Origin of the sequence: Novosphingobium fuchskuhlense, assembly GCF_001519075.1 — a bacterium.
GTDB classification, from domain to species: Bacteria; Pseudomonadota; Alphaproteobacteria; order Sphingomonadales; family Sphingomonadaceae; genus Novosphingobium; species Novosphingobium fuchskuhlense.
Genome location: NZ_KQ954244.1, coordinates 1,526,317 through 1,538,513, shown reverse-complemented (window position 1 = coordinate 1,538,513; position 12,197 = coordinate 1,526,317). Strand labels below are relative to the sequence as shown.

Sequence of the window (12,197 nt, the reverse complement as noted above, 5' to 3'; positions counted from 1 at the left end):
TGCATTTCCGGGCGAGCCTATAAGATTATGCGAAACCTTTCGCCGCCACCTCGCGCAGCAAGGCCAGAAACGCCGCTTGCGGCCCCGTCGGCTGCCACCCCTCGCGCGTGGTGATCCCGATCCGCCGCCGCACCGGTGCGGGAGTCGGCAGGCAGGCCAGCACCCCGGCCTCCAGTTCGACAGCAAGCTGCGCCGGGCTCAGCAGGGTCAGCGCGTCCGATCCCAGCAGCAATTGCCGCACCGTCAACACCGATCCGCACTCGATCCCCACCTCCGGAGGCTCCGCCCCCGCCGCCCGCATCATCCCTTCCCAGTATTGCCGCAGCGGCGTTCCCCGCGCCGGCAGCACCCAGGGATAATCGGCCAGCCGCGCGTCCAGCGCCTCCACACCCAGCAGCGGATGCCCGGCCCGCATCACCAGCTGCGGGCTGTCCTCGAACACCGGCTCCTGCGCCAGGTCCTCCAGCACCGTTCCATCCCGCAGTGCGCCCAGCATCAGATCGATATCACCATCGCGCAGCGGCCCCGCCAGTTCCGCATGGCTCCCCTCGACCACGGCAATCGCCACCCCCGGATGGAGGCTGCGAAAGCGCAGGATCGTCTCGGGGAGCCACCGTGCGCGGGAGAGCGGCATCGCGCCCACCACGATCCGCCCCGCCGCCTTGCCCTGCCACGCCGCCACTTCGGCAAGCCCGCTGCGCAGCTCTGCCATGGCAAGGCCGAACCCGCGCGCCCGCCGCTCGCCCTGCGGGGTCAGCGCTGCCCGCCGCCCGCGCCGGTCGACCAGACGCTGCCCCAGCGCCACCGCCAGATCAGCCACCGCGCGGTGCAGCGAAGCTGCCGAAAGCCCCGTCGCTTCCGCCGCCCCGGCATAAGACCCGGCGCGCGCCAGCGCCAGAAACGCGCGCACTTGCGTCCCCGTCACGCGCGGGCTGCCGATCTGCGCAATCGCCGCCTCGGCTCGCGGCGCGAGCAGCCGCGCTGGCTCGGTCGGTGCCATCCCGCCCGAGCCCCGCTCGAACAGCGCGCAGCCCAGTTCCGCCTCCAGCCGCGCGATGGCCTGCGTCAGCGCCGGCTGCGTCAGGTTCACGCTGCGCGCGGCCCGCGTCACGCTCCCGTGGCGCACGGTCGCGGCAAAGGCGGCATAGTGACGGATGTTGTAAGCTGGCTCACTCATGACCACTCACTTAGCATTTCCTTATGCCCCGCACCAAACATTGCATTGGCCCCGCCCGCGCACGAGGCCGAAGGAAGCGCGAACCACGCACATCGGGAGAAGGCCATGTCCGGAATCGTCGTCCAGAACATCGAACGCGCCGATCCGGCAGTGATCGACGGCCTCGCCGCCTGCGGTGTCGCCACGGTCCACGAAGCACAAGGGCGCACCGGCCTCCTCGCCAGCTACATGCGCCCGATCTATCGCGGCGCGCGCGTGGCCGGGAGCGCGCTCACCATCAGCGCCCCTCCGGGTGACAACTGGATGGTCCACGTCGCCATCGAACAGCTCAAGGCGGGCGACATCCTCCTGCTCGCCCCCACCTCCCCTTGCGAGGACGGCTACTTCGGCGATCTTCTCGCCACCAGCGCGCAGGCGCGCGGCTGCCGCGGCCTCGTCATCGATGCGGGCGTGCGCGATGTGCGCGATCTCACCGAAATGAATTTCCCCGTCTGGTCCAAGGCGATCTACGCGCAGGGCACGGTCAAGAACACATTGGGCAGCGTCAACGTCCCCGTCGTCTGCGCCAACCAGTTCGTGAATCCGGGCGATGTCATTGTCGCCGATGACGACGGCGTCTGCGTCGTCCCCCGTGCCAATGCCGAAGCCGTGCTGAAGGCCGCGCAGGCCCGCGAAGCCAACGAAGGCGAAAAGCGCGCCAAGCTGGCCTCCGGCGTCCTCGGCCTCGACATGTACAAGATGCGCGAACGGCTGGAGAAGGAAGGCCTCAAGTATGTCTGAGGGCATCCCCGAAGGCATACCATGCATGTGGATGCGCGGCGGCACATCCAAGGGCGGCTACTTCCTGAAGGACGATTTGCCCGCAGATACCGCGCAGCGCGACGCCTTTCTCCTCGCCATGATGGGAAGCCCCGATCCCGTCCAGATCGACGGAATGGGCGGTGCCGATCCGCTCACCAGCAAGGTCGCGGTGGTCTCCAAATCCACTCGCGAAGGGATCGATGTCGATTACCTGTTCCTGCAGGTCTTCGTCGATCAGGCCATCGTGACGGACGCGCAGAACTGCGGCAACATCCTTGCAGGGATAGGCCCCTTCGCCCTCGAGCGCGGCCTCGTCGCCGCCACCGGCGATGAAACCCGCGTCGCGATCTACATGGAAAACACGGGGCAAGTCGCCGTCGCTACGGTCCAGACCCCCGGCGGCGCGGTCACCTACACGGGCGAGGCAAAAATCGACGGCGTCCCCGGCAGCCACGCCCCCGTCCCCCTCGAATTCCGCGACACCGCTGGCTCCTCCTGCGGCGCGCTCCTTCCCACCGGCAACGCGGTCGATGTCGTGAACGGCGTCCCCGTCACCCTCATCGACAACGGCATGCCCTGCGTCGTGATGAAGGCCGAGGATGTCGGGATAACCGGCTACGAAGACCGCGACTGGCTCGACAGCGCGGCAGACCTCAAGGCCAGGATCGAAGCCATCCGTCTCGCCGTCGGCGAACGCATGAACCTCGGCGATGTCACCGCCAAGTCCGTCCCCAAGATGATGCTCGTCGCCCCGCCCAAGCACGGCGGCGCGGTCACCGTGCGCAGCTTCATCCCCCACCGCGCCCACGCCACCATCGGTGTTCTCGGCGCTGTCAGCGTCGCCACCGCCTGCCTGATCCCCGGCTCACCTGCCGCAGAGGTCGCAGTCATTCCCGAAGGCGCGCGCAAGCTCCTCTCGGTCGAGCACCCCACCGGCGAAATGAGCTGCGTCCTTGAAACCGATGAGACCGGCGCCGTCCGCACCGCCGCCCTCCTGCGCACCGCACGCAAGCTGATGGATGGAATTGTTTATGGTTGATCGCATCACCAGTTGGCATGCCGCCCCGAGCAAGCCGCGCTACACCCCGCCCCCCGGCGCGGTGGATGCGCACTGCCACGTGTTCGGCCCGATGGCCCAGTTCCCCTTCAGCGCCAAGGCCAAGTACCTCCCCGAGGACGCCGGTCCCGACAAGCTCTTCGCGCTGCGCGATCACCTCGGCTTCGCCCGCAACGTCATCGTGCAGGCCAGTTGCCACGGCACCGACAACGCGGCCACGCTCCACGCCATCGCGGCCAGCAACGGCCTTGCCAGAGGCGTCGCCGTCGTCGATCCCGCCATTTCGGAAGCCGATCTCCATGCCCTCCACCAAGGCGGCATCCGCGGCATCCGTTTCAACTTCCTCAAGCGCCTCGTCGATGATGCGCCCAAGGACAAGTTCCTTGAAGTTGCCAATCGTCTGCCGCAAGGCTGGCACGTGGTGATCTATTTCGAGGCCGATATCCTCGAGGAACTGCGCCCGTTCATGGATGCGATCCCCGTCCCCCTCGTGATCGATCACATGGGCCGCCCCGATGTGCGTCAGGGCCCCGAAGGGCCGGACATGCGCGCTTTCCGCGCCCTACTTGATGCCCGCGAGGACATCTGGTTCAAGGCCACCTGCCCCGATCGGCTCGACGCCATCAAGGAAGGCGGCGCGGGCGATCCCTGGGATGCCTTCGCCCATGCCGTCGCGCCGCTCGTTGCCGATTATCAGGACCGCTGCCTCTGGGGCACCGATTGGCCGCACCCCAACATGGAAACCGAGATACCCGACGACGGCCACCTCGTCGACATGATCCCGCGCATCGCGCCGACCGAGGCGCTCCAGCGCAAACTCCTCGTCGACAATCCGATGCGGCTTTACTGGGCAGACTGAACGGGGAGGCGGTAGCCCACCGCCGGCTCGTTCTGGATCACATCCTCGCCCAGCTTTTTGCGCAGCGCGCTCACCGCAACGCGCAGGTAATCGACGTGATCCTCGTGCGCCGGCCCCCACACCGCGCGCAGCAGATAGCGGTGCGTCAGCACGCGCCCCGCATTGCGGGCGAGTTCGGCAAGCACCGCAAATTCCTTCGGCGTCAGATGCACCGCCTCGCCGCGCCGCGAAACCGTCCGCCGGTAGAGGTCTATCGCCACGTCCTCCACAATCACCGGATCCTGGTTCTGCGTGAGATCGAGGTCGGCCAGATTGTCGATGAGGCCGGTCAGTTTCGCGGTCTCTCCGGCCACCGCATGCAGCACTTCGGCATCGCAGCCGCCCGCGCGCTGCAGCTTCCTGAGGTCCGCCGCGATACTGTTGAGGTGCGGCCGCAGATCGCGGCCGATCGAGCCGAGCAGGGCCGAGCGCAAGGCATCCCGCTCGCGCAGCACGCTGTTCTCGCGCCCCGCGCTTTCCAGCCGCGCCCGCTCCAGCGCCAGCGCGACCTGATCGAGCAAGTTGCCGAGGAGGTCCATCCGCTCTGCTTCCACCGGCGACATGCCGTCGCTGCGAGCGAGGCCGGCTGCAGCGAGCGCGCGCCCCGCCGCGCGCACCGGATGAAACTGCCAGTCGGTCAGGCTGCCCCCGGAAATGTGCCGCCCCGCCGGCTCCCCGTGTGCCAGCGCCTGCCCGGCAACCGCCAGATCGGCCTCGGTCAGCCGGTCCACCCCGGCCAGCAGCCGCGCGTCCGGCCCGCCGCCGACTACGCAGGCATGGCAATCGAAAATCCGCGCCAGCTCGCCCGCCGCCACCGCCGCAATCGCCGCCTCGTCGGCGCAGGACAGCAGCTGCCGCGCAAAGCCCGCGATGGTCGCATTCCGGCTCGCGTGAAACGCTGCCAGCGCGCCCTGCACCCGCAGCGAGGTCACCAGGTGGCTGGTGACGAGCCCGACCATGAGCAGCATCGCCACCGTCACCCCGTCGCCCGGATCGCGGATCAGCAGCGTGTAGGTCGGCTCGGTGAAGAAGAAATTGTACACCAGAGTCGCCGCCACCGCGGTCAGCAGCGCTGGTCCGCGCCCTGCAAAGGCGGCCGCTGCCAGCACCGGCGGCAGATAGAGCAGCACGATCGGCGTGCGGCCCCACTGCGCCGCCATGGCGAGCCCGATCAGCGTCGCCATCACGAACAGCGCCGCCAGCCCGCCGGCGGCCTGCCACGATAGGCGCGGGCGCATGGCTGCGGGCAATCCGGGTTGAGACGGGGTCATGCCCGCCTTCTACCGCGCCGCACCGCCAAAGTCCCGCGCCGCCGCGCCCGGCTGATCGCAATCCACATGGAAACTTAATGCACACCCGGCGCACCTCGCGCGGCATGAAACAGCCAGACTCGGCCGTCTCCACGGCATCACCCGCCCCTTCTCCCACCCCCGCCCACGGCACCAGCCGCGCCGCGCTCACCCTCGGCGCGCTCGGCGTGGTCTTCGGCGATATCGGCACCAGTCCGCTCTATGCCCTGCAGGCCACGCTTGATCCGCGCTATCACCTCTCCACCACGATCACCGATCTCTACGGCATCGTCAGCCTCATCTTCTGGGCCTTCGTCTTCGTCGTCACGGTCAAATATGTCTTCATCGTCATGCGCTGCGACAACAAGGGCGAAGGCGGCAGCCTCGCGCTCTATGCCCTGATCAACCGCGAACTCGGCGCGCGTGCACCCCAGCGCCTGCTCCTCACCGGCGCGCTGTTTGCCACCGCGCTCTTCTTCGCCGATGCCATGCTCACGCCCGCCATCTCCGTCATCTCGGCGGTCGAGGGGCTCGGCGTCGTCAGCTCCGCCTTCAAGCCGTGGATCGTGACGATCGCACTCGCCATCCTGATCGGCCTCTTTGCCATCCAGAGCCGCGGCACCGACAAGGTCGGCCGCCTGTTCGGCCCGGTCATGCTCGTCTATTTCGCCACCATAGCCGCGATGGGCATCACCCATATCGTGCAGACCCCGGAAGTCGTCGGCGCGCTCAATCCCGTCTGGATGGTGCGGTTCTTCGCCGCGCATCCGCTGTTCTCGTTTCTCTCGCTGGGTGCCATCGTCTACGCGATCACCGGCACCGAGGCGCTCTATGCCGATATGGGCCACTTCGGCCGCGTGCCCATCACCATCGCCTGGCTCTCGATCTGCGTTCCCGCGCTCATGCTCAACTACATGGGCCAGGCCGCAATGCTGCTGAAGCACCCCGAATTCGTCGACAATCCGTTCTTCCACATGGTGCCGGCCCATCTCACAATCCCGCTGCTGGTAATCGCGACGCTCGCCACGATCATCGCCAGCCAGGCGGTCATTTCGGGAGCCTTCTCGGTCACGCAGCAGGCGATCCAGCTCGGTTTTCTCCCCCGCCTGCGCATCCTGCACACATCGAGCCACGCGCAAGGGCAGATCTACATTCCCGCGATCAACTGGACCCTCGCGGTCATGGTCGCGCTGCTCGTCATCGGCTTTCAGGCCTCGGCCGCCATGCTTCCTGCCTATGGCCTCGCTGTCGTTGCCACCATGCTGATCACGACGCTGATGCAGTACGTCGTCGTCTTCCGCATCTGGCGCGCGCCGGTCTGGCGCGGGGTGGTGGGCTTCCTCACCTTCATCGCCATCGACAGCGTGCTGCTGGCCTCGGGCCTTGCCAAGCTGTTTGAAGGCGCGTGGTTCCCGATTGCCGTCGGCCTCGCCATCTTCACCCTGCTCACCACCTGGTCCACCGGCCGCCGCCTGATGCGCGAGAGCATGCTGGAGGGCAGCCTGCCGCTCACCGTGTTCATCCAGTCCACCGCCGCTTCGGTGCACCGCGTGCGCGGCACCGCCGTGTTCCTCTCCGCCTCGCCGGACGTTCTGCCCGCGGCGCTCCTCCACAACCTCAAGCACAACCAGGTCCTCCACGAGCGCGTCGTGCTGCTCACCGTGCAGGTGGAGGATGTGCCGCAGCTAGACCCCGCCACCCGCGCCGAATTCCATGCCGAAGGCCACGGCTTCTACCGCATGGTCCTCCACTACGGCTTCATGGAAGACGTCGACATCCCGCGTGATCTTGCCGCCGCCTGCACGGGGACAGACCTCACCTTCGAACCGCTCCACACCAGCTACTTCCTCAGCCGGCAAAAGCTCATCGCCTCCTGCGCCGTGCCCGGCATGGCGCTGTGGCGCGAGAGGCTCTTCGCCTGGATGCTCAAGGCCTCAGAAAGCGCGATGGATTTCTTCAAGCTCCCCACCAACCGCGTGGTCGAACTCGGCAGCCAGCTGAAGATCTAGGGTCAGGGCTTGGGCCCCTCACACGAGCGGCGGCTTCCTGCCCACGATGTCGCCGCTCGCCGCTTCCCAGGCCGCCGCCGCCGCGAGGCAGGCCGCCTCCCCATGCACCGGCGCGGCGATCTGGAGGCCGATGGGGAGGCCTGCAGGGCCGAACCCAGCCGGCACCGCCACCGCCGGACAGCCCGAAAGCGTCACCAGGCACGTCGCCTTCATCCACTCGTGGTAGGTGCGCATGGTCTGCCCGGCGATAGCCTCGGGGTAGACCCAGTCCGCCGGGAACGGGAACAGCTGCGAGGTCGGCATGACCCAGTAATCGAAGCGCTGAAACAGATTGTGCACCGCGCGGCTCCACTGGCTGCGCACCGCCGACAGCGCGTTCACTGCATAGGCTGAAAGCGCAAGGCCGCCCTCCACTTCCCACACCGCCGCCTCTTTCAGCAGCGCGCGCTTCGCAGGGTCCTGATAGAGCGCCAGCAGGTTGCCGCCCTGCTGCCAGTGGCGCAGCTTCACGAAGGCCTGCCACGCCTGCTCCACCGGAAAATCGGGCACCGCATCCTCGACCACCGCGCCCATCGCCTCAAAGCGCGCCAGCGCCTTGCGGCAGGTCTCGAGCACGCCGGGTTCATAAGGCACCGCCCCGCCCAGATCGCCCGCCCAGCCGATCCGTTTGCCCTTCATCGCCTCGGGCGTCACGGCGCGGAAAGCCTCGCCGCTCCCTTCCAGCATCATCGGCTTGCGCGGATCGAACCCCGCTTGCACCGAAAACAGGAGGGCCAGATCGGCGACAGAGCGCGCCATCGGCCCCGCGACACCCATCGAGGTCAGCCAGTCATCGGCGGAATCATTGGGCACCCGGCCCAGGCTTGGCCGCAGCCCGAAGACATTGTTCCAGCCCGCCGGGTTGCGCAGTGAACCGCCATAATCGCTGCCATCGGCCAGCGGCACCAGATCGAGCGCTAGCGCGACCGCACCGCCCCCTGTGCTGCCGCCCGCCGAACGCGTCAGGTCCCACGGATTGCGCGTGGTCCCCCAGACCGGGTTGAAGGTGTGGCTGCCAAGTCCGAACTCGGGCGAATTGGTCTTGCCGATGAAGATCACGCCCGCCCGCCGCAGACGCTCTACCATCAGCCCGTCGGCGGCGGCGATCTGGCCCTTGAAGAGCGGCGATCCCATTGTGAAGGGCAGCCCCGCCACCGGCGAGAGGTCCTTCACCGCATGGGGCAGGCCGTGCAGCGGGCCAAGTGCGGCGCCAGCCTTGACTGCCGCATCCGCCGCTGCCGCCTGCTTGAGCAGCCCCTCCCGGTCCTGCACCGCGATCACCGCGTTGACCTTGGGATTGAGCCGCTCGATCCGGTCGAGGCAGGCCGCCATCACCTCGGCCGCCGAAACCTCCCGTGCCGCGATCATCGTCGCCAGCCGGTGCGCCGGCAGCGCCATGATCGGCCCCGACGGGCGCGCCGCAGCCGCCCGCGCCTCCGCCAGCACAGCAGCAGACGCGGCAGCGAGTGCCAGAGCGGATCGCCGGGTGAGGCGCGGGGTTGTTGCCATGGCCGCAGTGAAGCGCCTTGGCGGTGCCGGCGCAAGGACCAGGCAAGGAAAAAAGCCTCCGACGGGTAAGGGCCGCGGCCCTTGAACCCAGGGGCTCCCGGCATCGCTGGCGCCGACAAACCACTGTCCTACAGCCGCGGCCTTCCGGCATGATCCCCGGATGCCCCGCGAATCCAACGCAAATCAGCCGTTTCTCGCACCGTCCGGGTGTGCCGGAACGAGACGTGCGCGCGCCGGCAAGTTTCCCCTCAGGACTGTGTCAACCGTGTCAACTTGTCCTGCAGCGGGACTCGTCAGCTGCGCACGAGCCGCCCCGGCCGTGCACCTGTATCGGTGTCGTTCTCGCGGATCAGCACGCCGTTGCAGAACGTGGCGGCATAGCCCTTCACCGGCTGCATCAGCCGCGTGCCGCCCGCCGGCAGATCGTGGTGCGCGACATGGGGCGAGACGGTAAGCCCCGCGTAGTCGATCACGTTGATGTCCGCGCGCTTGCCCGGCTGCAGCAGCCCGCGATCGGTGAAGCCATAGAGCGCGGCGTTGCGCGCGGTCTGCTTGTGGACAAGGAACTCCAGCGGCAGCGTCGGGCCGCTCTTGCGGTCGCGGGTCCAGTAGCTGAGCTGGGTCGTCGGCATCGTCGCGTCGCAGATCAGCGTGACATGGGCGCCCGCATCGCTGAGGCCGGTCACCGTATCGGGGTGGCGCAGCATCTCCTCCAGCACGGCAAGGCTCTTGGGCTGGTTGTCGCGGGTCAGCGCCTGAAAGCTCTTGCCTTCGTCCTCCAGCATCGCATCGTAGAGATACTCCAGCGCCTCACGCCCTTCGGCCTTGGCCCTGGCGCCGATCGAGGCGGACTTGCCGGCCTCCAGATCGATCGGCTCGGTCAGCGGATAGAGGCTCGCCGCGCCGCGCCGGAACAGGCCGTAGACGTTCTGCATCGACCCCGGTGCCTCATGCGGCACATCGCGTTCGGAAAGGATCTGCCGCTTGATCTCGGGATCGCGCATCGCTTCGACGCGCTCGGCCAGCGGCAAGTGCGCCACCTTCTCCAGATAGGTCGGGCGGCGCATGAAGGCGTGATAGCTGCTGAGCCCATGGATGAAGCCGATGATCCGCGAGGGCACTTGCGGGAAGAGGTGCGCGCCGCCCGCGTTCGCTTCCCGGCAGCGGTCCAGCATCTGGCGCCACAGGTCGGGCGCATATTCGCGGATCTCCACCAGCGTGAAGGTCAGCGGCCTGCCGCTTTCCTCTGAAATGCGGCGGAACAGCTCCAGTTCGGCGAGCGGTTCGCTGCGCTCGCCGCCCAGCGCCTCGAGCTTGCCGACGGTGCCCGCCGGGATCGCCTCGATCACCCCCTTGCCGAGCTTTTTGAAGCGGCGTGCGATGGCGAGAAGTTCTTCCTCCGGCGCGAAGGTCCCCGGCACCGGTTCGCCCCAGAGCGCGCGGTGGCCGATGGTGCGCGAGGTGGAAAAGCCGACCGCGCCAGCCGCCACGGCTTCCTCGACCAGATCGGCCATCCGCTCGATCTCTTCCGGCGTCGCGTCCTCGTTGGTCCGCCCGCGCTCGCCCATCGCGTAGTAACGCACCGCGCCGTGGGCGATCTGCGCGCCCACGTCGATCGCGTATTGACGGGAGGCGATGTAGTCCATGTATTCGGGGAAGCTCTCCCAGCGCCCCCACTCGATCCCTTCGTAGAGCGCCGTTCCGGGGATGTCCTCCACCCCCTCCATCAGCTCGATCAGCTCCTTCTCCTGCCCGGGCCGGACGGGCGCGAAACCGACGCCGCAGTTGCCCATCACCACCGTGGTCACGCCATTGTGCGAGGAAGGTGCCAGCTCGTCGTCCCAGCTGACCTGGCCGTCGTAATGGGTGTGGATGTCGATCCAGCCCGGCGTGACGATATGGCCCTCGGCATCGATCTCGCGCCGGGCCGGGCCGGAAATCCGGGAGGCGACCTCGGTGATCACCCCGTCCTTGAAGGCCACATCACCGATGAATGGCGCGGAGCCCGAGCCATCGACGATCCTGCCGCCTCGGATGATCACGTCGTGCATCCCGCTTTCCCCTCCAGACTGTACTGCGCCAAGGTTATGGCAAGGCGCCGCGCGGCGCGCCCCACAAAAGTCTCAGCGCACCACCTCGCCGCCCTTCATCACATGCGCCACCTTTTGCAGCACGGTCACGTCGGCGGTGGGATCACCCGGCACCGCGATCATGTCGGCAAAGTGGCCGGGTGAGAGCGCGCCGACGTCCTTGCTCCAGCCCATGAGTTCCGCCGCGCTGGTCGTGGCGGACTGGATCGCCTGCATCGGTGTCATCCCGTAGCGCACCATGTAGGCAAACTGGCGTGCGTTCTCGCCGTGCGGATAGACCCCCGCGTCGGTGCCGAAGGAGAGCTTCACCCCCGCCTTGACAGCCTTGCGAAAGCTCTCGCGCTGCGCAGCCGTGGTCTCGTCGTTCTTGCGCAGGTAGTTATCGGGCCAGTGCTCACGCCGGCCGACGTCGGCAATGTAGTCGCCGTTATAGATATCCATGTCGAGCCAGACGCCCTTGGCCTTGGCGAGCGCGATGCCTTCATCGTCGATCAGGCTGGCATGTTCGATCGCGCGGACTCCGGCGCGGATGGCGGCCTTGATGCCCGCCGCCCCATGCGCATGGGCGGTCACCCAGGAATGCCGCGCGGCAGCCACTTCGACCGCGACGCGCATTTCGTCCTCGGTCAGTTCCTGCTGGCCGGCCTCGGTGCCACTGGCCAGCACCGCACCGGTCGCGATCAGCTTGATCGAGTCCGCGCCGTGCTGGAACAGGTAGCTCACCTTTGCCCGCGCATCCGCCGCATCGGTCACGACACCGGCGCGCAGGTCCTCCGGAATGCGCACGTCGGGCGCGAAACCGGTCACTTCTCCGCCCCCGCCAGGCACCGTGACATAAGCGCCGACCGCCTGCATGCGCGGACCGACCACATCGCCCCGGTTGATCGCCTCGCGCAGCTCGACATCGGCAAAGGCCCGAAAGCTGCCAACATCATGCACCGTGGTGAAGCCCGCCATCAGCGTTGTGCGCGCATTGCGCGCGCCGAGATAGGCGATCTCCATCGCCGAATGGAGCAGCGGCTCAGCGACATTCGCAGTCTGGCCGGTATCTGCCAGGTGGACGTGGCAATCGATCAGGCCGGGCAGAACGGTGAATGCAGACCAGTCGACCAGCCTTGCCCCTTGCGGGACGGGGCCATCGGCGAGCACGGCGGCGACCCGCCCATCCTCGACCCTGAGCAGCCGCGGGCCCAGCACCGCGCCTGCCTCGGGATCGACGAGGTGGCCGGCGCGGACATAGAGCGTTTCGGCATTGGCAGCACTTGGGGCGGTGGTGGAGCAGAGCCCCAGCACGGCAGCGGCGAGCAGAGTACGGGTCATGCCGGGCA

At 68.0% G+C, this 12,197-nt stretch carries 9 protein-coding genes; 4 read left to right on the top strand and 5 right to left on the bottom strand.

The window, feature by feature from the left end; genetic code table 11:
* Window positions 1–25: 25 nt before the first annotated feature.
* Window positions 26–1,177: an aromatic metabolism transcription factor LigR gene (gene ligR, locus AQZ52_RS07205; protein WP_067907852.1), complete on the bottom strand. Its 1,152-nt coding sequence runs from the start codon at window positions 1,175–1,177 to the stop codon at window positions 26–28.
* A 105-nt stretch (window positions 1,178–1,282) separates the two neighbouring features.
* Here ligR and ligK point away from each other — a divergent pair, with 105 nt between their 5' ends.
* From ligK to AQZ52_RS07190, 3 genes are read left to right on the top strand one after another with little or no spacing between them, the layout of a single operon-like run.
* Complete coding sequence (ligK, locus tag AQZ52_RS07200; RefSeq protein ID WP_067907849.1) at window positions 1,283–1,957, top strand: 4-carboxy-4-hydroxy-2-oxoadipate aldolase/oxaloacetate decarboxylase; 675 nt, start codon at window positions 1,283–1,285, stop codon at window positions 1,955–1,957.
* A complete protein-coding gene (locus AQZ52_RS07195; protein WP_067907846.1) occupies window positions 1,950–3,017 on the top strand; it encodes a 4-oxalomesaconate tautomerase in 1,068 nt (355 codons plus the stop codon). The genes ligK and AQZ52_RS07195 overlap by 8 nt, the downstream gene beginning before the upstream one ends.
* A complete protein-coding gene (locus tag AQZ52_RS07190; RefSeq protein ID WP_067907843.1) occupies window positions 3,010–3,894 on the top strand; it encodes an amidohydrolase family protein in 885 nt (294 codons plus the stop codon). The genes AQZ52_RS07195 and AQZ52_RS07190 overlap by 8 nt, the downstream gene beginning before the upstream one ends.
* On the opposite strand, the gene AQZ52_RS07185 is transcribed toward AQZ52_RS07190, so the two are convergent.
* Window positions 3,879–5,204: a DUF4118 domain-containing protein gene (locus AQZ52_RS07185; RefSeq protein WP_082697611.1), complete on the bottom strand. Its 1,326-nt coding sequence runs from the start codon at window positions 5,202–5,204 to the stop codon at window positions 3,879–3,881. The two genes, AQZ52_RS07190 and AQZ52_RS07185, sit on opposite strands and share 16 nt — an antisense overlap.
* Before the next feature lie 77 nt (window positions 5,205–5,281).
* On the opposite strand from AQZ52_RS07185, the gene AQZ52_RS07180 reads away from it, so the two are divergent.
* Window positions 5,282–7,231: a potassium transporter Kup gene (locus AQZ52_RS07180; protein ID WP_082697610.1), complete on the top strand. Its 1,950-nt coding sequence runs from the start codon at window positions 5,282–5,284 to the stop codon at window positions 7,229–7,231.
* An 18-nt stretch (window positions 7,232–7,249) separates the two neighbouring features.
* Here the strand turns inward: AQZ52_RS07180 and AQZ52_RS07175 are convergent, their stop codons facing one another.
* The 3 genes from AQZ52_RS07175 to AQZ52_RS07165 all read right to left on the bottom strand — a co-directional run bounded on the left by AQZ52_RS07175 (window position 7,250) and on the right by AQZ52_RS07165 (window position 12,189).
* The gene (locus AQZ52_RS07175; RefSeq protein WP_082697609.1) at window positions 7,250–8,779 is read right to left on the bottom strand and encodes an amidase; all 1,530 of its coding nucleotides are present in this window, start codon (window positions 8,777–8,779) and stop codon (window positions 7,250–7,252) included.
* Window positions 8,780–9,072: 293 nt separating this feature from the next.
* Complete coding sequence (locus AQZ52_RS07170) at window positions 9,073–10,830, bottom strand: N-acyl-D-amino-acid deacylase family protein (RefSeq protein ID WP_067907837.1); 1,758 nt, start codon at window positions 10,828–10,830, stop codon at window positions 9,073–9,075.
* Between the two features lie 72 nt (window positions 10,831–10,902).
* Complete coding sequence (locus tag AQZ52_RS07165) at window positions 10,903–12,189, bottom strand: Xaa-Pro dipeptidase (RefSeq protein ID WP_067907831.1); 1,287 nt, start codon at window positions 12,187–12,189, stop codon at window positions 10,903–10,905.
* Window positions 12,190–12,197 lie beyond the last annotated feature (8 nt).

What these genes read in the sequence shown, in the direction of transcription:
- ligR (WP_067907852.1), bottom strand. Translation starts at nt 1,177, where the DNA reads ATGAGTGAGCCAGCTTACAACATCCGTCACTATGCCGCCTTTGCCGCG.
- ligK (WP_067907849.1), top strand. Translation starts at nt 1,283, where the DNA reads ATGTCCGGAATCGTCGTCCAGAACATCGAACGCGCCGATCCGGCAGTG.
- AQZ52_RS07195 (WP_067907846.1), top strand. Translation starts at nt 1,950, where the DNA reads ATGTCTGAGGGCATCCCCGAAGGCATACCATGCATGTGGATGCGCGGC.
- AQZ52_RS07190 (WP_067907843.1), top strand. Translation starts at nt 3,010, where the DNA reads ATGGTTGATCGCATCACCAGTTGGCATGCCGCCCCGAGCAAGCCGCGC.
- AQZ52_RS07185 (WP_082697611.1), bottom strand. Translation starts at nt 5,204, where the DNA reads ATGACCCCGTCTCAACCCGGATTGCCCGCAGCCATGCGCCCGCGCCTA.
- AQZ52_RS07180 (WP_082697610.1), top strand. Translation starts at nt 5,282, where the DNA reads ATGCACACCCGGCGCACCTCGCGCGGCATGAAACAGCCAGACTCGGCC.
- AQZ52_RS07175 (WP_082697609.1), bottom strand. Translation starts at nt 8,779, where the DNA reads ATGGCAACAACCCCGCGCCTCACCCGGCGATCCGCTCTGGCACTCGCT.
- AQZ52_RS07170 (WP_067907837.1), bottom strand. Translation starts at nt 10,830, where the DNA reads ATGCACGACGTGATCATCCGAGGCGGCAGGATCGTCGATGGCTCGGGC.
- AQZ52_RS07165 (WP_067907831.1), bottom strand. Translation starts at nt 12,189, where the DNA reads ATGACCCGTACTCTGCTCGCCGCTGCCGTGCTGGGGCTCTGCTCCACC.